A 25037-nucleotide genomic window follows, 5' to 3' on the forward strand; every position below is an offset into this window, starting at 1 on the left:
AACCGCATTTCCCGCCAGATGCTCCAGCAGTACGGCCGCGAGGCCACCCCGGAGGAGCTGGCCAAGGAAATGGACATGCCCGAGGACAAGATCCGCAAGGTCATGAAGATCGCCAAGGAGCCGATCTCCATGGAAACCCCGATCGGCGACGACGAGGATTCCCACCTGGGCGACTTCATCGAGGACACCAACGTGGAGTCCCCGATCGACAACACCACCAACATCAACCTGCAGGAAACCGTCCGCGACGTGCTGGCCGGCCTGACCCCGCGGGAAGCCAAGGTGCTGCGCATGCGCTTCGGCATCGACATGAACACCGACCACACTCTGGAAGAAGTGGGCAAGCAGTTCGATGTCACCCGCGAGCGCATCCGCCAGATAGAGGCCAAGGCCCTGCGCAAGCTGCGCCACCCCAGCCGCTCCGAGCAGCTGCGCAGCTTCCTGGACATCGACTGATTCCAGCCAGCAGGCAAAACAAGCAATGCAAAGAACCCGCCGCAAGGCGGGTTCTTCGTTTCCACCCCTGCCCCCCGCTACAATGGCCCAGCAGCGGGCCTATAGCTCAATGGTTAGAGCAGAGGACTCATAATCCTTTGGTTCCAGGTTCGAGTCCTGGTGGGCCCACCAAAAAGAAGTCCGAGGATGTCCATATACATCCAGAAAATCTGGAAACCATCGGAAAAATAGTTGAGGTTTCCGTCCGGATTCATCCAGGGATATCCGGTTGCATCCAAAGGAAAAGTGAGTCAGGACGTGAGTCGCGGGATAAGAGGGTGCTGCTCTGACTCACAGACGTGTGACTCGCATACTCACGGATACCAAGCCGCGCGCGCTAATGCCTAAAGATGCCCCCTGCCGGGTGGCTGATTCCAACGACCTGTGCATCGAAGTGCGGTCTGCTGGGGCGAAAGCATGGCGCTACTGCCATGCCGGTAAGCCAGGCATCGTGACGGTCGGCGAGTACCCTGCGATGTCGCTCATGCAGGCGCGTTCCGAACGAGACAAGTTGCGTGTGTTGCTGAAGGCAGGAGCCAATTCGGCCCATGTCGTCCGGGCCGAACGAGCTATTCAAGCAGGGCGGGCGAATAGTACGTTCGGAGCGATTCAGAATCTAAAGGTCGCACCGAGGCTGAAGTATCGTCCTAGGACGTCGTCGAATCCGATGTTGTAACCATCGGAGTATGCGCGGTAGTTGACCGGATCCCGGTCAAGCAGGTTGCTGACGGAGAATGAGTATGACCACCCGTTCCTGGCCTGATAACTCGTGGACAAGCCCAGCAGCGTCACGGGTGGGTTGTTGCATCTTCCTGCGATGCGATTGCTTGGAGGACAGGATCCGCCTGCGGGATACGCGCGTGAGGAGGAAAAGCGGTGGAGGCTCAAAGCGGAGGCCCAACTGCCGCGGCGCCATTCTGCACTGCCATGGAGCGTCAGCTTCGGAGTGTCGTGCCCGGCGTGGTCGACAGGTTTGCGCTGCATGGCGCTTGTGGTGATGTGCTGCGCAAGGTAATGACCCGTCACGCGGAACCTCCACTGCCCGAACGTGTCCTTGCGCAGCAGATAGTTCGATTCCAACTCCCAGCCGCGAATTTCGGATTTTCCAATATTCGCAAGATACCTGTTGACGCGATAAAGCACGCCGTTCGCATCGCGTACCAATCCATCCACAAAAATCGCAGGGTTGCTGAAAGCATCCGCGATACCGAACTCATTGGTGCGTTGGATGCGATAGCTGTCCAGACCAATGCTGAACTCCTGCGTGGGGGCCCACAGGATGCCCGCGGTCAGGCTGCGTGAGAATTCGGGCCGCAGTCTAGGGTTTTCGCCAACGCCGTATTCCACCACGCAGTAACGCGGGTCATCCTTATCCTGGACACATGGCAGAAGTCCGGGTCTGATGCGCATGCGGCGGGGATAGGTCATTCTGTCGAATGGAACCCTCTCATCGTTCAGGCCAGGGGGGCGATAGCCCTGGCCGACGCTGGCGCGCATCACTATCGACTCACCGGGATTCCATTTGATTCCGAAGCGGGGAGAAATACGGGTTTTGAAGCCCTGATAGCGATCCAGGCGAATCGCGGCATCCGCCTGTAGCGCGCGGTGCAGGGGCAAATCAATCTCGGCGAACATGGCGGAATCGCGGCTGCGAAGATTGTACGGTTTGATGCCGATCGCACCGGAGCTCAATTCGCCTTTGATCTGCCGGGGATCCGGCGTGTTTCGTCGACGCGTGGAATGAAACGACACGCCCCACTCGAGTTGAATGGGGCCGCCCGGTGCGTCGAAGATCCGACGGTTCGATGTCGCCTCCAGGGAATCGACAGAATAGGCGCCGGAAAAATCTATTGAATCGCGAACGGAGTTCATCAGATCGGCATTGTCCGAACCATCGATACGCAGCCTGCGGGCCATTTCCAAGTATTTCGATCTCAGGTAGACGTTGTCGACATGGCTGCGGACGCCGTTCTCGCTATGAGACAGACCGATGTTCCAGTGCCATTCGCCCGCGCTCCCTCCCAGATTGGCCGCAATGTGGTGGGTCACGCTCTGGCTATGGTTTCTAGCACCGCCGAGTTCATACAGCGGGTAGTAGACAAAGTCCGTATTCACGGGCGCCTTCGCGTAATCAGGATGAGCCGGCGTCAGCGTCAGATCGTAGACGCCGGGCTGATGCTGCAGTGTTTGCTCGCTTTCGGTGCGCAGGGCGGAGAGATTGAATGAGAATGAGTCACCAAGCTCCTGGTCCCAACGCGCATAAAATGAGGTGTTGCGTAAGGCGGGCTGTAGAGTTCGATATCTTTCGGTGTCGAAACGACAATAGGGGGAGTCCGGGTTCCCTCCCGCGGCTTGGCATTGGGGAAGCGGGAGCAGGAGCTGGGAATTCCAGGTAAAGAACCCGAGGAGCGGACGCCGGTCAGGTAAACCGAATCTGCTTCCATCCAGCGTATGCCAGTCGCGGCGCTCCCCCGCGAGTTCATCCTGGGAACTTGAGCTGGCCGCCAGCAAAAACTCGCCCCCCCAGCGGGTTCTCATTCCGTGGATCGCGGAAGCTTTGCGGAAGTGTGCGTCTCCCCGTTGCGAGACACCGGAGCGGTAGGAAATCTCGCTTCCCGAGTAATCCTTCTTCAGGATGATATTGACGGTGCCCGCCATCGCATCCGCACCATAGACCGCCGAGGCCCCTTCCCGCAGGATTTCGATGCGTTCCACGAAGTCCAGAGGAATGGCGCCCAGGTCCACGATCCCGCCGAGGTCGCTGGATGCAAGGCCGTACTGGGCGGCCCGTCTGCCGTCTATCAGGTACAGGGTCGCCCGTGGGCCAAGGGAATACAGGCTGGCCCCGGTGGGCGCCACCATCGGATAGGTCTGGAGCTGGTTTTCACGGGCAACCGCGATGGGCTGGTGGCTGACGAGGCCTGGTTGTTCGGCCAATAAGTCGTGCAGTGTCGTGCGCCCGCTGCGCTCGATGTCGTCAGCAGTGATGACCGTCATGGGAAAGGTCAACTCCAACGATGTCCGGGGAATACGTGTCCCGGTGACATCGACGGAAGCAAGCTCGGTCACGTGGGCCTGGGTGGACGTCTGGGGTAGCGTCGCGGCAGCCGGGGCGAATGTGGGTTTATTCGCGCCCTGCAGGAGATACGTGTTTGAACTGGCCGCGACTGCCGTCAAGCCATGTTCCGCCAGCAACCGAGCCAATCCCCCCGTCGGCGTGAAGTCGCCATGAAGGCCGGGGCTCTGTTTTCCGCGAACCAGCAGGGACGAGTAAATCAGTTGAAGATTCGATTGGCTGGCGAACGCCCGCAGTGCTTCATCAAGCGAACCAGCGGGAATTTCATAGCGAGCGCTGGGTTGCTGGTTGGCTGGATGTGCGACAACGTTTCCAGTCGAGAACGCCAGGCATGCGAGCGCGAGCAGACGCATCAGCGACGTGCTGGAAAACGGTTTCGGCATGGATGAATGCGCTCCCCAGCATTACTGTTTCGATTCGGACAACTCGATCCGATTTCCCCCAACAGGTCTTGCCTGCAGGCCCCAACCTTGGCGCAAGGCGGCGAGCAACGACGCCTGGTCACCAGCATGGAACACGCCACTGACCCGAATCTCCCCCAGCCCGCTCCCGGATAGAATCAATTGCTCATGTGAGTATCGATTGAACTGCGCGATCAGATCCGCAAGGCGTTCTTCCTTGAAGATCAGCCGCCCTTGCGTCCAGCTTTCGGTCACACTGCGGTCAATGCTTCTGGGGGAGCCGAGCTCGCCATCGCCGCCATAGGCCAGTTGCTGCAACGGATACAGCTCGATGGCATGACCGGATTTACCGTCCTCCGTACTGACGATGACACGCCCTTCCAGCAGGGCAACGACCGTGCCGCCATCCTGTCGTGCCACCTGGAAGAGGGTGCCTACCGCACGGATACGCCCAGGTCCCGAGGTCACCACGAACGGCCGATTGCCATCGTGCGCGACGCTGGCTTGCACGCGTCCCCTTAACAGGGCGACACGGCGCTGCGAACGTTCGTAAGTCACCTGAACGAGCGTGTTGGTATCCAGGACCAGCATGGAGCCGTCCGGCAGTTCGACACGGCGCTGCTTGCCTACCTCCGTCACGTACGAAGTGGATGGGGTGGTCCGGAAATCAGCGAGCAGCCAGAGCCCGCCGCTCACGGCCAACATCAGCGCGGCGGCCCAGGCCAAGGGGCGATACCAGGTGCGCTTGCGCCTGGATGTTTCCATGCGCGCCGGGGGAGATTCCGCGCCACGCCGCGCTGAATCCATCCCCAGAGCGCCGGCCAGTTGGTGAATACGTTCGACCTCGGCGTAGTCGAGTGCATTCCGGGAGGACATGGCCAGCCAGTCCTCAAAGGCCGCGTGGTCGGTCGCGCTGCAATCGGGTGACAGCAGGCGTGCCAGCCAACCTTCAGCCGAATCCGGAAACTCTTGGGAAGAAGGTGTCGCGGTGTTCATGGGAGCTGCCCAGGGGCGCCCATCGGGCGCGTTTGGTTGGAGAGCGTCTTCCTCAATGAGGACAGTGCCTTCCCGATATGTTTCTCGACCGCCTTGACGGAGATGCCGCAATGCCTGGAGATTTGGCTGTAACTCATCCCTTCGATACGGTTGAGCAGGTAGATCTCCCGGCAGCGTTCCGGAAGCAGAGCGATGGCGGCGCGCACACGTGCAAGCTCTTCCCGGTTTTCCGCCCATTGTTCCGGTCGTGGCATCTCGTCCTGGATGTCCTGCGCCTGGAGATCCATATCGGACAGGGAAGTCTGATACATGCCGGATTGCCGCCGCCGGGCATCGTGGAGCGCGTTGAGTGCGATCCGGTACAGCAGCGGCTTCAGGGCTTCGACCGGCAGATCGCGATAGCGCGTCAGCTTGTACAGGCTTTCCTGCGCGATGTCCTGGGCATCGTCGAGCGAGATCCCCCGGCCACGTAGATAACCGATCAGCATCGGGCGTTGCTCGCCCAGAAACCGCTCGAAGACCTGGCGGCTGATACCGGTATCTAGAATGGCACTCATTTGCCCCGGTCCACGGACGGAAGTCGCCTTTGTGACTGATTTTAACCAGCCAACAAAGCAATTTCACTATTCCGTGAGACGGCGGTCTTCGCCGGATCGACCCAATGACGGTACCGCCCCACGCGGACGGGGCGAGCCGCGACGGTGGTTTGTCCATGCCAGCCAACTGCTTCCCGGACGCCTATCGCATTTTTCGGTCCGCGCGGGTTGGAGACGGTAGGGAGGTACGGGCGGTTTTGCGTTACTGGAAACCGGGGCTGGTCCCGCCTCCCTGCAGACGATGAAGACGCAGGACCGGAACGCCAGGGGGCCGTGGCATGCGCGAGCGGTGGACGCGCGGCGGGACCCGTCGCGCGGGGCAGTCGCGAGGGGGTGAGTATCAATCACAAGGGGTGATGAGCAGCGCGATTTTTCGGTGTTTCCACAGCGGGTCTCCGCTGCCGGCCCTCAGGCCGCCGGAATCGACCGTGCGGATCCTTTGCAAGGGAGAACGGCGTGCGCGAGGGAAACTCCGGCCCGTTATCCGAAGGTAGGGATGGGAGTGTGGTTTTGCGTTTCCGCAGGTGAAGCTTGATTCGGGGCGAACGATGGAAGATATGGCGACGCGCATACGCACGGCGCGCCTGCGGGCGGCAATGACGCAAAGTCAGCTGGCGGAACGGATCGGGGTGACCCGCAGCGCGGTTGCAAATTGGGAAATCAGTACGCGCCCCAAGCCGAACGTCGCAAATCTGATTGCAATCGCGATTGAAACGAATGTGTCGTTCGAGTGGTTAGCCTTGGGGCGTGGCGACATCGAACTCAAGGTGTGAGTGTTCGGGCCGTTGGGGAGGGCATGAATCACCAGGCGTGATTCACGACTGACTTCTCCGCCCGCAGGGGACCAGGTTTTCTTCAGTGCCGCCTGCTCTCGGCTGATGGGAGCGGCCGCATCCGATTTTCTGTCTTGCGCGCGTCCAGTTCCGGGGAGTCATTCCGCGTGTCGCCTAATTCCAGGTTCATGATGTGGACGCGCCGCATTCCACTCTGTGTATTCGCGGTGGGGCTGCTGCTCGCCACAGCGTCCTCGTTCGCGCAGACAGCGAGCAATACGGTCACGGTCACTCCGCCGACGGGTGTGATTGATCCCGTGTGCGATGTCGGGAACGCGCTGTGCAACGGCGCGACGGATACCGACACGGTCCTGTATGGCATCACCCTGGGCAAGCGATGGTCGGGCGGGGCGGCCGGCGACACCATTGCCTTGACCATTGGTGGCGCGGGTATCGTCAACGCGGCGACGGGCAGCTCGAACGCGGCGGGCACGACCACCCCTGCGACGGCCAATGCGCCGGGCGGTACTTCGATGACCCTCACGGAAGCCTTCTCCGTCGGCGATGTGGCCGGCTACGCGATCACGTTGAGCTGCAACGGCGCCGCCGTACCGGTGATTGTCGATGCCGGCACGCATACCGCGACGGCGACTTTCACCACGCCAGCCACCGGCGCCGTCGCATGCGAATACGTCAATACCGCGTTGAACCAGGCGCTGACGAAAGCGTTGACCAGCTATGTCGACGGTGACAGCAGTGGCACGGTGAGCCTGGGTGACGTGCTGACCTATACGGTCACGATGACCAACACCAGCGCCGCCGGCGACCTGAGCAACGTGGTGGTGAGCGACAGCAAGACAACGCCTTCCGCAATCACCTGCGCCAGCGTCGCGCCCGGAGCGACGTGCGTGCTGACGGGTACCTATACGGTGACCGTGGCGGATGTGGCGGCGGGCAGCATCAGCAATACCGCGACCGTGACCAGCCCGATATGCACCGTGGGCAGCACCGATCCGGCGTGTTCCACGACCATCGATACACCGGCCGCGCATCGGGTCATCGATGCCGTGGACGACGCCTATGCAGGCCTCAGCGGTGCGACAGGCAATGCCAATGCGGGCAATGCCTACACCGGAAACGACAGGCTGAGCGGCCAGCCAGTGAATCCGGCCGGCATCGCCGGTGTGGTAACGACGCCGGCGACGCCGATCAATGGCGGCCCGGTGCCGGCACTTGATCCGGCCACGGGCGTGGTGGGCGTGCCGGCGGGAACATCGGCGGGAACCTATGCGATCACTTATCGGATCTGCGAGCGAGCGGATCCGACGAACTGTGACACGGCGACGATCACGGTGACGGTCGTCGCCGCGGCGATCGATGCGGTGGACGACACTTTCCCGTCGATCGACGGCGGCACGGGCGGCATGACGCCATCGGTGCTGATCAACGACACGCTGGGCGGCCAGCCGTTGAATCCGTCCGATGTGACGCTGACGCCGGGGGACAGCCCGAGCCTGGGCCTGACGATGAATCCGGACGGCGCCATCGCGGCGGCGCCGGGTACGCCAGCGGGTACGTATATCTATCCTTACCAGATCTGCGAGGCGCTGAATCCGACGAACTGCGACAGCGCCAACGCCATCATGGTGATCGGGACGGCTCCCATCGTGGCCAACGACGATACGTATCCCGGCATCAGCGGGGCGACCGGCAACGCCAACGCAGGCAACGCGTACACCAACGACACGTTGAGTGGTCAGCCGATCATGGATGTTTCCCTGATCACGGGTGCGGTGACGACGCCGGCGACACCGGTCAACGGTGGTCCGGTACCTGCGCTGGATCCGGCAACGGGGGTGGTAAGCGTCCCGGCCGGCACGCCCGCGGGGGCTTACACGATCACGTACCGGATCTGCGAAAGGCTGAATGCGGGCAACAGCGATACCGCCAATATCACGGTAACGGTGCTCGCACCCGTCATCGACGCCATGGACGACATGCCGGAACCGATCGGTACCGGCGCCGGCGGCGTCGCGCCCAGCGTGCTGGTCAACGACACCCTGGATGGCGGCCCGGTTTCGACCGTCACCGTCACTCTGGTACCGGGCACCCGCCCGCACGCGGGTCTGACGATGAGCCCCGATGGCACCATCACGGTGGCGCCAGGCACGCCGCCGGGTCTCTACCGCTATCCATATGCGATCTGCGACAAGGTCAACCCGACCCACTGCGATACGGCGGTGGCCACGGTGACGGTCATTGGCCAGGCGCAACTGCGCCTGGTGAAGACGGCGGGTATCCGCGAAGCCAGGATAGGCGATCTGGTCCGCTACACCCTCACGGCCGAGAACGTGGGCGATGCCGATCTGATCAACGGCTACTTCGTCGATACGCCGCCGGCGGGCTTCAGTTACGTGGAAGGTTCGTTGTCGGTGGTGGACGGCGACGATGCGGGTACGGTGTCCGGCGGTAGCCCGGTTCGTTTCGGTGGACTGGACATCCGGGCCGGCGAAACGGCGACCCTGGTCTACCTGATGCGGATCGGCGCGGGCGTACGTCCGGGCACCCATGTCAACCAGGCGCAGGGCTACTCACCCACGGATCGGCCGCTCTCCAACGTGGCGACGGCTGAAGTCGCCCTGGTCGCGGATCCACTGGTGGACAACAGCCTGATCCTCGGCACGGTGTTCGACGATCGCGATGGCGACGGCTGGCAGGACAGCGCGGCATTGAGCGGGATCCGCGTGCAGGGGGGCTTCAGTCGCTCGGTCTACGTGCCCGATTCCACCAGGATCGACCGCGGCGCGGGTCCGCAGCCCGAATCTGGCGCGGATTCACCGATGCCGGGCGGCATCGCCATCGGCGCGATCAGCGGCCGCCAGTCGGTAGCCGACCCCGAGAGCGCGCATCAGGTAGTGATCCGGCAGACGCTCAGGTCGCCGGACTTCACCGACGACTTCGTGCTCACCAGCGCGCAGGGCGTGACCGTGCGCATGGACAAGGCCGGCAACACCACGCTGGAGAAGTCCGGTGAAGCGGCCAAGGGCCTGAACGCTGCAACGCCTAAGGTCGAGCGCAGGATCGCGCAGGGCGAGGGCGGCTATGTGGTGGACTACACCATCTCCAACGCCGGCATCGACGAACGCGGCATTCCGGGCGTGCGCATCGCGTCGGTGGAAGGCCTGTTGATCGAGACCGATCAGTTCGGGCGCTATCACCTGCCGGATGCGTTCGGGGGTGCCGACCGCGGCCGAAACTTCATCCTGAAGGTGGACCCCTCCACGTTGCCCGCCGGTGCCGGGCTCACCACCGACAATCCGTTGCTGCGTCGCCTGGTGCCGGGCTTGCCGGTGCGCTTCGACTTCGGTGTGAAGCTGCCGGTGGAGCAGATCCCGGGCGGCAGCGAACCGATCGAACTGGAGATGGGCCAGGTGTTCTTCGCCCCGGGCAGCGCCGGCGTGCGCGCCGAGTACCTGCCAGTGATCGGCCGGATGGCCGACAAGGTCGAGCAGCACCAAGGCGGCGAAGTGGTCATAGCCGCCAACGGTGAGACCGACGCGCTGGCGTTCGACCGGGCCATGGCGGTGAAGGCCGCGTTGATGGACAAGCTTGACACCGAATCGGCCAAGGCGGTGCGGATCAGCGTCCGCACGCAGGTCGATGATCCGGCCTCGCTGCTGGTCGGCGTGGAGGATGGCGGCGCCCTGCTGGGCACCGTGCTGTTCGACACCGACAAGGCTGCGATCCGGCCCGAGTTCGAACCGCTGCTGGACAAGGTCGCGGCGACGCTGGAAGAGATGGGGGGCGGCCGGATCGGCGTCACCGGTCATGCCGACGTGCGCGCCTCGCGCGAGTACAACCTGGCGCTGGGCCTGCGCCGGGCCAGAGCGGTGTACGAGGCATTGGCCAAACGCCTGAGCCCGGCGATGCGGGCCAAGGTCCGTGTGGAAGCGAATGACGATCCGGTCGCCGCTGTCGGCGCGCAGCGGAAGTAGGGGGCACGGATCATGAAGACGCAAATGAAGCTGCTGGACTGCACCCTGATCGCCATCCTGGCGAGCTTGACGTGGCAGGCGGGCGCGCAAGACACGACGGAGCGGGCAGCGGCGCCGCAGGGCAAGGCGGAAGACCCGCATCAGCCGTTCGATTGCACCCATGAGGCCTGCACTTCGCAGGAAGGCCTGCTGTTTCGCTTGCGCAGCCGCAGCTACGACACGCCGGTCAGCGAGGGCACCAGCAAGCAATCCTCGTCGCTGGAACTGCAGCCTGACCGCCGCGTCACCGTGGCGGTCGAACCACCGGGCCAGGCGAGCGCGCTGGGAAAATTCTCGATCCAGTTGCCCAACGGCGGTGCTGTCTGGGCCACCGAAGACCCGACGCTGGGCGATGCCACCTTGACCGTGTCGGCGCCCTCCCTGGTGCCGTTCGACGGCAAGGCGATCGTCAATCCGGTGCGGTTCTACGTGCGAAGCAATTACTCGGCCTTCGTGCAGCGCTATGAACTGGTCATCTATCGAGCGGCGGACGCGGACCTGATCGAGCCGATCGCCACGCTGCCTCTGACGGTCGGCAACGTCGCCAGCGCCGAATGGGACGGCAAGCTGCCAGGAAAGTACCCGTTCCGCCTGGGCGACGAACTGGTCTATGTACTGCGCGCATACGACGCTCAGGGAAACTTCGACGAGACTTACCCGGACAGGTTGCAGCTGGTCAAGCCGGAGGAGTTCGAGCGTGGCGCCAGGCTGCTGCGCGACAGCAGCCAGAAGAGCCTGGGCATGTCGCTGAGCATCGAACAGGCGCAGACCAGGAGCCTGCTCGACGCGACGTTCGCGAAGAACGGCCTGCGCCAGCAGAACATCCCGTTGCACGGTTCGCGCATCCGCATCCAGGGACGCAATCTGCCTGACCTGGCGCCATTGAAAATCAACGGCGAAAGCTATCCGGTCGACATGGAGCGAAAGTTCGCCGCCGAATACCTGGTGCCCGTGGGAAGACACCGTTTTGAGATCGCGGTGGGCGAAGGGCCCGCCGGCGGCGGCGCATCCCATGCGCTGGATGTGGACGTCACCGGAAAGTACTTCTTTGGCGTCGGCCTGGCCGACGTGACCTTCGCGAAGAACGAAGTCAGCGGTTCACGGGCGACGTCCAACGCCGACGTGCGCTACGACGACGACATGATCAGCGATGGCCGTCTGGCGTTCTATGGAAAGGCCAAGTTGCGCGGAAAGTACCTGGTTACCGCACAGGCGGACACCACCGAGAAGGATCTGGAGCATCTGTTCGATGGCTTCGGCCGGGCGTACCCGCAGGACATCTTCCGCCGGCTCGATCCGGACCTGTACTACCCGGTGTATGGCGACGACTCCTCGGTGTATCGCGATGTGGACACCATGGGCCGGTTCTACGTGCGTGTGGACTGGGACAAGAACCAGGCGCTGTGGGGCAACTATCAGACCGGCATCGCCGGGACCGAGTTCGCGCAGTATGTGCGTTCGCTGCATGGCGCGGCCCTCGACTGGCGCTCGCGCGGCGCCAACCCGTGGGGCGATCCGATGCGCGAATTGCGCCTGTTCGGCTCGGAGGCGCAGAGCGCACCGGGGCACAACGAGTTCATCGGCACCGGGGGAAGCCTGTACTACCTGCGCCACACCGACATCCTGCCGGGATCCGACGTGGTGGTGGTGGAAGTGCGGGATCCGACCACCGGCCGCATCGAGGAACGCGCCACGCTGACCCGCGGTGCGGATTACGAAATCGATGAACTGCAGGGCCGCATTCTGCTGACCCGGCCGCTGTCAGCGATCACTCGCGACAACGTGTCCACGCTGACGCGCGATACGCCATTGGGCGGATTCGAGCAACGTCTGCTGGTGGACTACGAATGGATCCCGTCCGGATTCGATCCGGGCGACGTCGCCGCCGGCTTCCGCGGCAAGCAATGGTTCGGCAACCATTTCGCCGTGGGCGCCACTTACGTGGACGAGAACAGCGCCGGGGATGATTACAGCATCGCCGGCGCCGATCTGACGTTGCAGGCGGGCAAGGGTACCTATCTCAAGGCCGAATACACGCAGACCGAAGCGTCCGTCGCGCCAGTGTTCTTTTCCGACAACGGCGGCCTCAGCTTCAGTCGGATCAACGATGTCACGGGCCGCCGCGAAGGCGACGCCAAGGCGATCGAGGCGCGGGCCAACTTCAAGGAACTGGGCTGGACCGAACAGGATTGGAGCGCTGGCGCGTGGTGGCGGGAGGTCGGTGCCGGCTATTCGACCGGGCGCCATGGTGGCGGCGAACGGATTGCCGAATACGGCGCGGAAGTGCTGGGTCAATTCACCTCGAATGTCGGTGTCTACGCGCGTTTCAGCAAGGCCGAGCGCGACGATGAAAGCCTGACCCAGGTACAGCTGACCGGCGAATGGCGCATTGAAGAATCCAGGCTGCTCAGCGGTGAACTGCGACGCGTCGAGGAACGACGCATGGGGGGCGGTGTCGCCGGCACCCTGGCCGCCCTGAAGTACACCCAGCGCCTCGGGACAAGCGTCGACCTGTACGGGCAGGCCCAGTTCACGGTGGACGACGATGGCGGCCGCTACGCCGACAACGATCTGTACACGCTGGGCGCCAAGTATCTGTTCGGCGACCTGTCCAGCGTAGGCGCGGAAGCGAGCCATGGTGACCGCGGTGACGCGGCCACGGTCAACGCCGAATACCGGCTCGGTCCCGAGAACACGATCTATGGTGGCTATACCTACAGTACCGATGCCACCGATTACGACCCGCTGTTCAATCCCCACCGGCAGACGGGCTGGACCCTGGGCCAGCGTTGGCGCCTGTCGCATCAGGTCAACCTGTTCAACGAAAGCCAGATGCTGAAGGAGCGCGGCGAGTCGGGCCTGGCGCATACCTTCGGCATGGATTTCTACCCGGCGCAGGGCTGGAACCTGGGCTTCACCCTGATGAAGGGCGAGCTGACCAACGTCGATGGAGGCCAGGTGCAGCGCAGGGCGGTCAGCCTCAACGGCGGGCGTACCTCGCCGGAGACCGATTGGCAAAGCAAGATCGAGTGGCGCCAGGACACCGGCGCCGAACGTCGCGAGCAGTGGGTCAGCACCCACCGTCTGACCCGGAGGATAAACGACAGCTGGCGCATCGCCGCGCGGCTGAACTACTCCAGGACCACCGACGAACTGGATGCGGCGGCCGGCGCGAAATTCATCGAAGGCAACGTCGGCTTTGCCTACCGTCCGTGGAACAGCGTTCGCTGGGGCCTGTTTGGGCGCTATACCTATCTCTACGACCTGTCCACGCTGGGGCAGAGGGGCGGCGCCGACTATGACCAGAGGACGCAGGTGGTTTCTTTGGAAGGTACGTACAAGGCGACGGCGCGGTGGGAGTTCGCCGCGAAAGTGGCACGCCGCGAAGGCGAAGTGCGCCACGGCCGCGATGTCGGCGACTGGGCCGACTCGACCACGGACTTCGCCGCGGTATCCGCACGCTATGACCTGGCCGGCCAGTGGCATGCGCTGGCCGCATATCGCTGGCTGGACGTGAAGCGTGGCGGCAGCACCCGCGGCGCGCTGCTCGGACTGGATCGGGACATCGGAAGAAACTTCCGGGTCGGCGTCGGCTACAGCTTCACCCGGTTCAGTGATGATTTGACCGATTTCGACAACGACCACAAGGGCTGGTTCATCAACCTGACGGGCAGATACTGATGCCAGGCCAACGATCCACGGCGCGAGGCAACGAGTCGCAATCCAACCTCCATCTCCAGGATGAAGGCGTCGCATCGGACATGGCGGGATTGGCTTCTCATGGCGAAAACAGAAAACCTATGCGTACATTCATGATGCCCATCAAGATCTCGAAGGTTCTACTGTTCGCAGGGGTACTCCTTTCATTTCGTGCCTACGCCGACACTTACACGGTGACCACGCTGGGCGATGCGGCGGGTTCATGCACGGGCGTCAGCCCAAGCTTCAGTTGCACCACGCTGCGCGCGGCCATTGACGAGGCCAATGCCACTACGGGGGTGGCTGACACCATCGTGTTCAGTGTGTCCGGGGCCATCGTGCTGGGTTCGACGCTCCCCGGGGTCATCGATACCGTGGTCATCAACGGAGGCAACGTCGTCAGTCTTGCGGGTGGACCCTTCGACACCTTGAATTTCTATGATTCGGGAGCCGACAACAGCCAGCTTCTGAACATGGGGTTCACCGGGACCACCGACCCCGCCAGCACGGTGCGTGTCCACAATGTCTCGAACATGTTGGTTCAAGGAAACACGTTCGTCATGGGCGCGACGACAGGCAGCGCCATCCTGGTGAGCGACAGCGACAACGTCACCACGGACGGCAACCGCGTTTCCGGTGGCGTCTACAGCATCAACTACTACAACACCGAAAGTTCGCCATACCTTTCGAACCCGGCTTACAACGGCACCATCACCAACAACACGGTCACGGGAGGTTCTTCCGGCATCGCGCTCTTCACGGCGAGTAATCTGCTGGTGGACGGCAACACCATCACCAACAGCACCGGTAGCGGCATCCGATTGGGCATGCAGTTCGACGGCCCCTACGGTTCCGGCAACAACACCATCACCAACAATACCGTGACCGGCGGAAGCGGCGCGGGTATAGCCGTCACCGGCTACGGTGGGGGGACCCAGACGGGCGTATTCAACGACAACCTGATCCAGGGAAACACGATCGCCAACAACTTCGGCGCCGGGGTACTGCTTGCCAGCGCGAACCTGATCCAGACAAATGGCAACGTCATCACCGGGAATACCATCACCGGCAATCGCGGGGACGGCGTGAACATCACCGGCATCAACGCCGCCGACAACAGTGTATTCGCCAACGCCAATATCTCGGGGAACAACGGACTGGGTATCGATCTGGCCGCCAACGGAGTCACCCCGAACGACGCGGGAGACATCGACACCGGGCCCAACGGCGTGCAGAACTTTCCGGTGGTCACCGGCGTTTCGGGCAACACCGTCAACTTCGTTCTCGATACCGTCGCAAACCCCAGCGGTTATCGAATCGATTTCTACAACAACCCCGGTGGCGTGGATCCGACCGGCTACGGCGAAGGCCAGGTCTGGTTGGGGTCGTGCATCGTCGCCAGTCCCAGCGCCACCATTCCCAGCAGCTGCAGTGTCGCGAGCGTGGACGCCGCCACCCTGCGCATGACCGCGACCCGCTGCCTGACCGCGGCCTGCGACGCTGGCGCGACCTCCGAATTCAATGGTCCGTCCACCACCAATCTGACCCTCACCAAGACCGATGGACAGGCGACGTATGTCTCCGGACAAGATCTGACCTACACGATTGTGGCGACCAACAACGGCGCCGTCACGGTCAGCGATGCGGTCTTCACCGACCCGGTGGTGAGCGGCCTGTCGGTGAACGCCGTGACCTGTGGAAACGCCACGCTCGGTTCGCAATGCCCGACCGCGGCCAATACCACTGTGGCGCTGATGCAGGGACCGGGCATCGTCGTTCCCCTGCTGACCCAAGGTGGCAGTGTCACCTTCACGGTCACGGCGACAGCCACGGCCACGAGCGGCAGCCTGACCAACACGGCCCTCCTGGCTGTGCCGGCCGGCGTGATCGAGTCGACCCCGGCCGACAACACCGCCAATGACACGGACGTGCAGAGCGGCAGCATCACCATCGTCAAGGACGCGCTGCCCGACGACGCGCAGGATTTCGCCTTCGTCACCACGGGCCCGGGCTTGAGCGACTTCAGCCTGGACGATGACGCCGACGCCACGTTCCCGAACACCCGGACGTTCACCGGCTTGGCCGCGGGCAGTTACAGCGTGGCCGAAACGACGGTGGCCGGCTGGACCTTGACCGGCCTGGTCTGCGCCGACCCGGACAGCGGCACTACTGTGAACCTGGGCACGGGCGTGGCCACCATCGACCTGGACGCGGGCGAGGACATCACCTGCACCTACACCAACAGCAAGCAGGCCATCGTGCGCCTGCAGAAGTCGCTGCCCGACGGTCGTTTCAATGCCACGGACCAGTTCACCCTGGGCATCGCCGGTGCGGGTGCGCCCGCGCCCGTCACGACCGGTGGCAGCGGCAACACGGCAACAGGGACGGTGACGGTGGGAGCGGCGACCCTCGGCGGGACCTACACCCTGTCGGAATCGGCCGCGGCCGGAGCGGAACTGGCGAATTACGCCACCACCTACAGCTGCATCAATGCCGCCGCGGGCGGGCAAACCCCTGCTGGCAGCGGGACCATCTTCAGCGTGACGCCGGCGGCGGGCGACGACCTGACCTGCAGCTTCATCAATACGCGCAAGCCGAAGGCGGATTTGTCGGTCACCAAGACCAATACGGCCTCGTCAGGGCCGGACGATCTGGCCAACGATACGGTGACCAGCGGCACCGCGACGAGCTATACGATCGTGGTGAGCAACGCGGGTCCGGACGCGGCGGACGGCGCGCTGGTGCGGGACACGGTCAGCGGCCTGACCTGTACGGCGGTGAGCTGCGGCGGGACGACCGGGGGCGCGATGTGTCCGTCCGCGCTGGATGTGAGCACCCTGCAGGGCCCCGGAGTGGCCATCGCCACATTTCCGGCCAACAGCAGCGTCACCCTCATCGTTACCTGCAGCGTGCCGTAGGCGCGCGGCGATGACGCACCGACCGATGATGGTGCTGCTGGCCGCCCATGCGGGAGATCATGGCGCCGGCCATCGACCGCGTTGCCTGGCCGCGCAGCAGGAAATCCGAATGGATCGACCTCTTCAGGGCGCGGGCGGCAGGAAGCAGGATCGGATGCCGGGATAAGTCCCGCGACGGCGGGGTGGGGCGCGATACGGGAATGCGCGCTTCTGTTTCGCACCTGGACGGAACGAGTTCCGCCTGCGCGGACGCAGGCGGCCATCCCTGAATGGTTCATCCATGGCGCCCGCGAAGGGAGGTAGGGAGGCAGGGGCCGATCCGCGTTTGACTCCCGAAGAGAATTCGATGGGGGCGAAAAACCATGGACATGGCGACGCGTGTGCGTGTGGCGCGCCAGCGTGCGGGGATGACACAAAGTCAGCTGGCGGAACGGATCGGCGTATCGCGCGGTGCGGTCGCCAATTGGGAGGTCAGCGAACGTCCCAGACCCAGTGCAAGCAATCTGGTGGAAGTGGCGACCATGACAGAGGTCTCGGTTGAATGGCTGGCGACCGGCCGCGGTGAGATCGCGCTTTCCAGATGAACGAGACGACCGGTTCCAAGACATGGTGAGTATCAATCACGGAATGTCGCGCGCGGACTTTTTTCGCGGTCCGCCGTTACCCACCACTTTTTCGCGGCTGGTTCCACGTCGCCCATCAATCTCCAAAGAAACGATTTCAATGAGCGCCAATTCATGTGATCAGGCGACGCGTTCACCGGGTGTCTGCGTATGGACCGGGTCGCCGCCACGCGGGCAACGGAATGCGCCGACGCGCGGCGGTCGGTCCTGCGGCTGGCCGGCGCTCTGGCCCAGATTCGGCCAGCGGAGAATCAAGTGAACATCCGCGCCGCCCTGTTGGGGTTCGTGTTTCCGTGCCTGGTGGAATCCAGCTGCCCCCCGTTGCCCCAGGACGCGCGTGGCTTGCCGGAGTTGACAGATCACGGCTACTTGGAAAGCGCCGAGGGAAGGCAGGACATTCCCGTGGTCCCGAGAAGCAGCGCCACTTTCGGTTAGACGGGGATGCCGAGTGGCGGAAATCCGCCCCCGGCGCGACGCGGCATGCGGAGAAGTCCGGAATCCGGCATTTCCTGCTCCATGGGGGTTCGTCGAGCACATGCGGACGAACCGAGGGGCAATGATCCGGCCGGTGACACGCGGAGCGGTCGCATCCAGCTGCTGGTGAACCGCAGCGACGGGCTGGATTCCGGAATCCGGGCGGTGGGAAACCGAACGAACGGGGAAGTGGGTATGCCCACTTCGAACCCCCATCTGCCCGATGCCCGCTGATTCACAATCGCTTGACTCACATGCTGACTGACACCACGTGGGCTTTGCGTGCGAAGTGCTCCCGGTCGCTCCGATGGCCGCGCGCCCTCACCATGGCATTGATGCAGGAGCTGCCGCCCAGCACTTTGCCCATGTTCAATGGCATTGCACGGACATTGAGATGCGAAACGGGGGAATCCCCGGCAAGGGCAGGACATTGCGCCGTCGCGTGGCCGCCCGTCGTGGGGAGGGATGTATCGGAAGAGGGAGGCCGGACGCGACCGAGGTGTCGGCGTCCGGCGTTTTTGCGCCCGGGGCCTTATTTGGCTGCGCTGCCCGCTTCCTTGGCCGCCTGGTCGATCGTGTGGGCGACCACCTTGGGCTGCGTCATGAAGACCGCATGGCTGGCGGACACCTTGGTGATGCGCGCGTTGATGCGCTCTGCCATGTGGATGAGCATGGCCTGGTCGAACGCCTTGTCCTCGGTGGCGATGACGGCCCAGCTGGGTTTCGTGCGCCAGGCGGCCTGCGTCAGCTTCGTGCCGAACGCCGACATGTTGATGGGCACCTGCGAGTCGCGCAGGAATGCCGCGTCGGCATCCGTGGTGTCGTGCGCGAACCCGGCCTTGAACTTGGCCGGACTGATGAATCCGTAGCCGTCGTTGCTGGTCTCGATGACGAACTCGGGGGTGGGAGCGAAGCCTTCGTATTGCTGGGCGGTGGTCTCGCCTGCGTCGGGCGCGAGTGCCGACACGTAAACCAGGCCTGCCACCTTGTCGTGCACGCCGGCTTCGGTGATCACCGTGCCACCCCAGGAATGTCCGACCAGAATGGTGGGGCCATCCTGACGGTCGAGCACGCGCTGCGTGGCTTTCACGTCATCCGCGAGCGAGGTCAGCGGGTTCTGCACGACCGACACCCGATAACCGCGTGCGGTCAGCTCGTCGTAGACCGGGCGCCAGCCTGCGCCATCGGCAAAGGCGCCATGGACCAGGACGACGTTCTTTACCTGGCCGGCATCGCGAGCGGCGGCATCGGTGGCGTGGGTGGAGGGGCTGAAGCTGGCCGCCAAGGCGGCGGCGAGCACGGCGGGAATGAGCTTGAACATGGTCGTTTCCTCGAGTGATGGGTGATGGCGGAGCGGTGTGCGGCGTTGGCCGGCAGGGCTACTCTGCGCCGCACGCCCGTACCGTGGGCCACCTGTAGTCCTGATAACTTGACCTGGCGTACGGACAACACTGGAGGAGGGCGCCCAGGATCAGCGGACGATCCCGCCAGACGCATGCTTCGGGGGCGCGCATTGCCGATGCTACTCCTTGGCGCTGCTTACGCCGTCGGCACTGTTCCGCCGTCGATGATGTGCTCGGACCCTGAGATGGAGGCCCCCCGGGGCGAGACCAGGAACGCGATGAGATCGGCCACTTCGCTCGGCTTGGCCGGACGCCCCAACGGAATTCCGCCCAGCGCATCCATGACCATCTGCCTGGCACCTTCGTAGTCCGTGCCCGCATTGGCCGCGATGCCGCCGAGGAAATCGACCGACGCTTCCGTCTCGACCCAGCCCGGCGAGACGCGGACCACGCGCACGCCCTTGGAGGTCACTTCCTTGGACAGCGCCTTGCTGTAGGTGGACAACGCCGCTTTCGCGGAGGCGTAGGCGATCGTGGCGTCATGCAGCGGCAGCAGGCGTTGAATCGACGTCACATGCAGGATCACGCCGGATCCCTGCGCGAGCATCGCGGGAAGCAGGGCGCGATCCATCCGCACAGCCGACAGCAGGTTCAAGTCCAGCGCCTTGGCCCACTCCGCATCGTCCAGCTTTGCAAAGCCTCCCGCGGGCGCCGAAGAACCGCCGACCACGTTGATCAGAATGTCGACTCCACCGAGCCGTTCCCGAGCCGCCTCGACCACGTCGCGAACACCCTCGACCGTCGCGAGGTCGACCGCCACGTAGTGGACGCCATCGACAGGCTGCTTCGGCGCCGCGCGCGCGGTCGCGACGACCCGCGCATCGAGCCGGGACAGCAGTTCGACGACCGCCGCCCCGATGCCTCGCGTGCCACCCGTGACCAGGACGCGCTTTCCCGCCAGTTGGAGGTCGAAGCTCATGGCGCGACCTCCAGCGAGGCGATCTTGCCGCGTTCCAGGAGGAAGGTGTAACGCAGATCCAGCGGGCTGCCCGGGAAATCGCCCGACACCTGGCTGGTGACGACGTAGCGCCCGTCCTGGACTTCCAGCGTGCGAGGCTCGGCGGTATAGGAGTACTTGGCAGACGCCTCGTTCTTCCAGGCTTCGATCGCGGCCGCGCCAGAATGAGTCCTGCCCTCGTCGAGGACAACACCGTTCCTGGTGAAGCAGCGGGCAACCGCGTGGCCGTCGTGGCGGTCAGCTTCGAAGTAAGCCGAGATCGGCTCGGGCAGGTCCAGGTCTTTCATTGCAATGCTCCGGTTGGGGTGTGCGGAGCCAGATTGAGCCGTTTCCTGAGGTTAGAGAATCACCTATTATCCGATTAGGCTATGTAGGAATCAGTGCACAATGCGTGGCTCCGAATTTGCGGAACTCAAAGCCTTCGTGGCCGTTGTCGAGCGAGCCAGCTTCGCCCGTGCTGCCGATCACCTGGGGCTGTCGCGGTCCGCCCTCAGTCAGATCATCCGTCAGCTGGAAGCCCGGCTCGGCGTCCGCCTGTTGAATCGCACCACCCGCAGCGTCTCACCGACCGAGCCCGGACGGCGGCTGCATGAGCGCATGGCCCCGATGCTTCGCGACATGGACGAAGCCGTGGCGCAGGCGGTGGGCACGAGTGCACGTGCGGCAGGCACCTTACGCATCAACACGCTGAGCATGGCGGCGAAGCGCGTGCTCGCGCCGCGGCTGGGGCGTTTCGCGCAGGCCAATCCCGATGTCGTACTCGACATCGTCATCGACGACGGCCTGAGCGACATCGCGGGAGAGGGGTTCGATGCCGGCATACGGGTGGGCGGCCGGCTGCAGAACGACATGGTGGCGGTCCGGCTGACGCCAGATTTCGAACTGCTCGCGGTCGCTTCGCCCGATTACCTTGCCCGGCATGGCGAGCCCAGGACGCCGGCGGATCTGAGCGGCCATGCCTGCATCAACTGGCGCTTCCCCGGCAGCGGCAAGGTCGCGGGCTGGCCATTCAGGAAAAAAGACAAGGCGATAGAGTTCTTCGGCCAGGGAAAGGTGATCTCGAACCATCAGGACATCATCGTGCCAGCCGCGCTGCAGGGACTCGGGATCCTGTATGCCTACAACGACGACGATATCGCGGAAGCGCTGAGGGACGGACGCCTCAAGCGCGTGCTTGCAGACTGGTCGCCGACGGTGCCCGGTCTCTTCCTCTACTACTCGAGCAGGCGCTACATGCTGCCGGCGCTGCGTGCCTTTATCGACTGTCTGCTTGATCGAGACGTTGGTGGTGAAGCGCCTTCCAGGTCGGGCACTTCCCGCTGACCGACGCGATGGCGGTCCATGTCCTCCCGATGCCTGCGGCAGGAACCGGACCACAGACAACACAGCTCAGGACCCAGGCGCTGGATAGGCGCGATCCGCTCTGACGCTGAGTCGCACTTCCGTGCCTCCGCCGGGCCTGCGGGTGACGGAGAGCCTGGCGCCTATCATGGAAGCGCGTTCGTGCATTCCACTCATGCCCCAATGGCGTTCGGTGCTGATCTGATCCTTGGCGATGCCCAGACCGTCGTCCTGGACCATCAGCACGACGGCGGTGTTGCCGTATTCGAGGAGGATGTCCAGGCGGGTGCCTTTCGAATGGAGGCAGGCGTTGGTGATCGCTTCGCGACCGATCTGACGCAATTCCTCGTACGCGAGGAAATTCAGTGGCCGGGGCGGGTGGGGTACCGAAAAATCGCACAGGAGCTGGTGATCCGTCGCCATCTCCTGAGCGTACTGACGAAGATAGTCGGACAGATCCATCGTGCTCGCGGCGGGATCGCGCAGCAAGTGGATCCGGTCACGGCCTTCCCGGATGGCTTCCTGGGTGCGGTCCAGGACACGCTCCATCTGCTGGCGCAGCACGGCGTCGGGTGGAAGCTTCGAGGCCAATGCCTGGAAACTCAACAGCGTGCCCTGCATGCCCTGGAGCAAAGTGTCATGCAGGTCGCGGGCGATTCTGTTTCTTTCGGCAAGCTGGGCATCGAACCGGTCCCGCAGGCGGGCCGTCTCGTAGCGCAGCCGCAGTGCGTAGAGGCCCCACAGGGCCAGCGCCAACGCGCCGAGCATCAGGGCCTTGAACCAGAACGACTGCACGAATGTCGGCGGTACCTTGATTGCAAGGGTGGCCCCCTCCTTGTTCCATACGCCGTCATTGTTCGCCGCAATGACATGGAACCGGTAGTTGCCCGGTCCAAGATTGGTGTAGATCGCCTGGCGCCGATTACCGGCATCTATCCAGCCGTCGTCCACGCCCTCCAGTCGATAGCGGAACCGGACCCGTCTGGGCACGGCGAGGCTGAGCGCCGTATAGTCGATTTCAATCCGCGACGCGCCGGCGGGAAGACTGGCCGCCCCGGGATCCCGGATTTTCCGCCCTCCATACACCAGGCCAACGATCTTGACCGGAGGAGGCACCGGATTACGGGCTAGGCGTGTCGGCAGAATCTCGGCCACGCCGTCGGTCGTCAGGAACCACAGCCTGCCGTCGCCGCCGCGGGCGGCGCTGTTCCTGGCATAACCCGGCGCGGGAGGAGCCCGCAGACCGTCGTCGAAGTTCATCACCTCGACTTCGAGAGGCCGCAGCGGATTGTCGAAGCTGCGCATGAAGGCTTCCAGGGGCACGCGGACGATGCCCGCCCGGGATTGCAGCCAGAGATGACCGTCCTGGCTTTCCACGATTCCGGTGATGCCCTGCAGCCAGGCGTCCTGGCGCCTGAGCAGCGATATCTTTCCCTCCCGGAGACGGGCCACGCCACCGAGACTGGCCACGATCACATCTTTGCCGATCGGGTACAGCACCATGACTTCGCCACCCGGGATATCGGCGTTCGGCCATAGCATCCGCGGGGTGGAAGAAGTGAGGTGCATCAAGCCTTGCGAGCGCATGTACGCCAGCAGGCCTCCCCCAGGCGCCGCGATCAGCGCCGGAATCTTCAATGGGCCGTCCGGTCCGTCGGCAAGACTCTCAATCCATGCGCCCTGCTCATAGCGCATCAGGCCCCCGCTGACGCGACTGAACCAGAGTTTTCCGTCCGGGGTTGCCACGCAATCCAGGGCCGCGCGGCGCTTGTCGGGCGTGGGCATGCGTTCGAAACGACCCTGCTTGCCGCTAAACAGCGCGTCGCCCGTCTTCAGCCAGACGATGCCCTTTTCGTCCTCGCACAGTGCCTGTGGATTCTTCAAACCATCCAGCAGCCTGGTCGCCGCACCGCCCGGGGCGATGCGGAACAAACTGTCCGAATCGGCGATGTAGACAGTGCCGTCGCGCGCAGCCATCAACACATAGCCGAACGGCGAGTGGGACGGCACGTTGGTGGCGGGACGAATGTTGGCGGGACGGAAGCGATCCAGGCCCGCGCTTGTGCCGACCCAGATGTTGCCTTCGCGATCCTCCAGGATGGCCTGGGCCCTGTCGGAGGACAGGCCTTCTTTCGCGGTGAAGCTTTCCTCGACGGGATGTCCTCCCGCATACAGGCTTTGTGGCTGGGCGATGCGATAGATCCCCGCCGAGTAGGTGACCCCCCAAAGCGCGCCATCCCGATCGAACAGGAAGGTCCGATAGGAGTGTGCGGCCGATGCAACCGGCACTGCGGGAGCGTTGGGCAGTTCGCCCGCTCCGCCGGGCGCCTGCGGCAAACGGCGTGTTCCGCTGAAAGCGCTCGACCGCCAGATGCGCCCGGCGCGATCCGTCCCCAGTCCGAAGTTGTCGCCCTGCGCATCCACGGTGGCGATACCGGCGTCGCGGAATCGGCGCTGTCCCGGCGGCAGGGCCAGAGTCCTCTTCCTGTCGCCCAGCCATAGGCTGCCGTCCGCGGCCTCCGCCATCGACCAAGCGTAGTTGGCTTCAAAACCCCAGTCCGCCCCGATGTGTTCCCACCGGTCGCCGCTGAAGCGCATCAGCGGATGCCGGGTATTCCCGGTCATGGCCCAGATCGCGCCGGTGCGATCCTCGACAAACCGGAATATCCATCGGTCGCTCGACGGCGGAGAACGATCCACCAGCGTGTGGCCTCGCAATACCGCCGCCCGCCCGGACTGATAGCCAATCCACAGATCCCCGTTGCGCGCGACCATCAGCGCCGAAACCGGCTCGTTGCCCGTTGCTCCCGCGGACACAGGCTCCAGCTCGAACCGCACGCCATCGAAGCGATGCAGGCCCGCATCGCTGCCGATCCACAGAAAGCCATCCGGCGTCTGTGCCAGCGCATAGATGCCCGGCGGAACACCATCCTCGGCAATCCAGCGATTGTGCTTCAACTGGACGAGGGCCACGTTCGGATCCAGCGCCCATGCCGGCGCGGCGCATTGAAACAGACCAAGTGCACCCAGCAGGATCGTCAATAGACAGCGCACAATGTGGCAGCCCTCCCGCAGGCAGCCTGATTCTTGACCATCGGCATGTCAGCCCGGTCTTTCCCCCGGATCCCCCGGCGCATTCTAGCCCGTAACGAAAAAACGCATGCCACCGGGCCACGGAGGTTGGAGGGCTTTTCTCGCGCACCCTTTGGCCAACGATGTCCTGGCAACGCCCTCCCTGGTTGCGGTCGTC

15 protein-coding genes, 1 tRNA gene and 1 pseudogene are annotated in these 25037 nt (G+C 64.0%); 9 read left to right on the plus strand and 8 right to left on the minus strand.

Going from position 1 to position 25037, the window contains the following annotated elements; translation table 11 throughout:
* The 3 genes from ACTHN1_RS08780 to ACTHN1_RS08790 form a co-directional block, all read left to right on the plus strand.
* The coding region (locus ACTHN1_RS08780; RefSeq protein WP_440470570.1) for a sigma-70 family RNA polymerase sigma factor at window positions 1-456 on the plus strand (456 nt) is incomplete at its 5' end.
* 95 nt (window positions 457-551) lie between these two features.
* A tRNA-Ile gene (locus ACTHN1_RS08785) sits at window positions 552-627 on the plus strand.
* A 169-nt stretch (window positions 628-796) separates the two neighbouring features.
* The gene (locus ACTHN1_RS08790) at window positions 797-1171 is read left to right on the plus strand and encodes an Arm DNA-binding domain-containing protein (RefSeq protein WP_440470571.1); all 375 of its coding nucleotides are present in this window, start codon (window positions 797-799) and stop codon (window positions 1169-1171) included.
* Here the strand turns inward: ACTHN1_RS08790 and ACTHN1_RS08795 are convergent.
* From ACTHN1_RS08795 to ACTHN1_RS08805, 3 genes are read right to left on the minus strand one after another with little or no spacing between them, the layout of a single operon-like run.
* Window positions 1105-3954, minus strand: a complete 2850-nt coding sequence (locus tag ACTHN1_RS08795; protein ID WP_440470572.1) for a TonB-dependent receptor domain-containing protein — start codon at window positions 3952-3954, stop codon at window positions 1105-1107. The two genes, ACTHN1_RS08790 and ACTHN1_RS08795, sit on opposite strands and share 67 nt — an antisense overlap.
* Before the next feature lie 21 nt (window positions 3955-3975).
* Window positions 3976-4968, minus strand: a complete 993-nt coding sequence (locus ACTHN1_RS08800; RefSeq protein WP_440470573.1) for a FecR family protein — start codon at window positions 4966-4968, stop codon at window positions 3976-3978.
* Window positions 4965-5525 (minus strand): RNA polymerase sigma factor, encoded by a 561-nt coding sequence (locus tag ACTHN1_RS08805; protein WP_440470574.1) that lies wholly within the window; start codon window positions 5523-5525, stop codon window positions 4965-4967. Before ACTHN1_RS08805 ends, ACTHN1_RS08800 begins: the two co-directional genes overlap by 4 nt.
* Window positions 5526-6088: 563 nt before the next feature.
* Between ACTHN1_RS08805 and ACTHN1_RS08810 the strand changes: the two genes are divergently transcribed.
* The 5 genes from ACTHN1_RS08810 (at window position 6089) to ACTHN1_RS08830 (ending at window position 17572) form a co-directional block, all read left to right on the plus strand.
* Window positions 6089-6337 carry a helix-turn-helix transcriptional regulator gene (locus ACTHN1_RS08810; protein ID WP_440470575.1) on the plus strand — a complete coding sequence of 83 codons (249 nt, stop codon included), beginning with the start codon at window positions 6089-6091 and terminating at the stop codon, window positions 6335-6337.
* Between the two features lie 188 nt (window positions 6338-6525).
* Window positions 6526-10332, plus strand: coding sequence for a DUF7507 domain-containing protein (locus tag ACTHN1_RS08815; RefSeq protein WP_440470576.1), 3807 nt, complete (start codon window positions 6526-6528; stop codon window positions 10330-10332).
* A 12-nt stretch (window positions 10333-10344) separates the two neighbouring features.
* On the plus strand, window positions 10345-14052 hold the full coding sequence (locus tag ACTHN1_RS08820) for a hypothetical protein (RefSeq protein WP_440470577.1): 3708 nt from the start codon (window positions 10345-10347) through the stop codon (window positions 14050-14052).
* Window positions 14053-14186: 134 nt separating this feature from the next.
* Window positions 14187-16988 carry a beta strand repeat-containing protein gene (locus tag ACTHN1_RS08825; protein ID WP_440470578.1) on the plus strand — a complete coding sequence of 934 codons (2802 nt, stop codon included), beginning with the start codon at window positions 14187-14189 and terminating at the stop codon, window positions 16986-16988.
* Between the two features lie 362 nt (window positions 16989-17350).
* Window positions 17351-17572, plus strand: coding sequence for a helix-turn-helix transcriptional regulator (locus ACTHN1_RS08830; protein ID WP_440470579.1), 222 nt, complete (start codon window positions 17351-17353; stop codon window positions 17570-17572).
* Between the two features lie 763 nt (window positions 17573-18335).
* On the opposite strand, the pseudogene ACTHN1_RS08835 reads toward ACTHN1_RS08830, so the two are convergent.
* The 4 genes and pseudogenes from ACTHN1_RS08835 to ACTHN1_RS08850 form a co-directional block, all read right to left on the minus strand.
* Window positions 18336-18506: pseudogene (locus ACTHN1_RS08835) on the minus strand (GMC family oxidoreductase N-terminal domain-containing protein); the annotation flags it as partial.
* Window positions 18507-18617: 111 nt separating this feature from the next.
* A complete protein-coding gene (locus tag ACTHN1_RS08840; protein ID WP_440470580.1) occupies window positions 18618-19406 on the minus strand; it encodes an alpha/beta fold hydrolase in 789 nt (262 codons plus the stop codon).
* A 218-nt stretch (window positions 19407-19624) separates the two neighbouring features.
* The gene (locus ACTHN1_RS08845) at window positions 19625-20407 is read right to left on the minus strand and encodes an SDR family oxidoreductase (RefSeq protein ID WP_440470581.1); all 783 of its coding nucleotides are present in this window, start codon (window positions 20405-20407) and stop codon (window positions 19625-19627) included.
* Window positions 20404-20733, minus strand: coding sequence for a nuclear transport factor 2 family protein (locus ACTHN1_RS08850; RefSeq protein ID WP_440470582.1), 330 nt, complete (start codon window positions 20731-20733; stop codon window positions 20404-20406). Before ACTHN1_RS08850 ends, ACTHN1_RS08845 begins: the two co-directional genes overlap by 4 nt.
* 100 nt (window positions 20734-20833) lie before the next feature.
* Here ACTHN1_RS08850 and ACTHN1_RS08855 point away from each other — a divergent pair, with 100 nt between their 5' ends.
* Window positions 20834-21769 carry a LysR family transcriptional regulator gene (locus ACTHN1_RS08855; protein WP_440470583.1) on the plus strand — a complete coding sequence of 312 codons (936 nt, stop codon included), beginning with the start codon at window positions 20834-20836 and terminating at the stop codon, window positions 21767-21769.
* Window positions 21770-21835: 66 nt separating this feature from the next.
* Here the strand turns inward: ACTHN1_RS08855 and ACTHN1_RS08860 are convergent, their stop codons facing one another.
* The gene (locus tag ACTHN1_RS08860; protein WP_440470584.1) at window positions 21836-24829 is read right to left on the minus strand and encodes a sensor histidine kinase; all 2994 of its coding nucleotides are present in this window, start codon (window positions 24827-24829) and stop codon (window positions 21836-21838) included.
* Window positions 24830-25037 lie beyond the last annotated feature (208 nt).

Origin of the sequence: Pseudoxanthomonas sp. (genome assembly GCF_051953815.1) — a bacterium.
In the GTDB taxonomy this organism is placed as follows: Bacteria; Pseudomonadota; Gammaproteobacteria; order Xanthomonadales; family Xanthomonadaceae; genus Pseudoxanthomonas_A.

Coding starts and splice junctions, on each gene's coding strand:
- ACTHN1_RS08795 (WP_440470572.1), bottom strand. CDS start 3,954: ATGCCGAAACCGTTTTCCAGCACGTCGCTGATGCGTCTGCTCGCGCTC.
- ACTHN1_RS08800 (WP_440470573.1), bottom strand. CDS start 4,968: ATGAACACCGCGACACCTTCTTCCCAAGAGTTTCCGGATTCGGCTGAA.
- ACTHN1_RS08805 (WP_440470574.1), bottom strand. CDS start 5,525: ATGAGTGCCATTCTAGATACCGGTATCAGCCGCCAGGTCTTCGAGCGG.
- ACTHN1_RS08815 (WP_440470576.1), top strand. CDS start 6,526: ATGATGTGGACGCGCCGCATTCCACTCTGTGTATTCGCGGTGGGGCTG.
- ACTHN1_RS08820 (WP_440470577.1), top strand. CDS start 10,345: ATGAAGACGCAAATGAAGCTGCTGGACTGCACCCTGATCGCCATCCTG.
- ACTHN1_RS08825 (WP_440470578.1), top strand. CDS start 14,187: ATGCCCATCAAGATCTCGAAGGTTCTACTGTTCGCAGGGGTACTCCTT.
- ACTHN1_RS08830 (WP_440470579.1), top strand. CDS start 17,351: ATGGACATGGCGACGCGTGTGCGTGTGGCGCGCCAGCGTGCGGGGATG.
- ACTHN1_RS08840 (WP_440470580.1), bottom strand. CDS start 19,406: ATGTTCAAGCTCATTCCCGCCGTGCTCGCCGCCGCCTTGGCGGCCAGC.
- ACTHN1_RS08845 (WP_440470581.1), bottom strand. CDS start 20,407: ATGAGCTTCGACCTCCAACTGGCGGGAAAGCGCGTCCTGGTCACGGGT.
- ACTHN1_RS08850 (WP_440470582.1), bottom strand. CDS start 20,733: ATGAAAGACCTGGACCTGCCCGAGCCGATCTCGGCTTACTTCGAAGCT.
- ACTHN1_RS08855 (WP_440470583.1), top strand. CDS start 20,834: ATGCGTGGCTCCGAATTTGCGGAACTCAAAGCCTTCGTGGCCGTTGTC.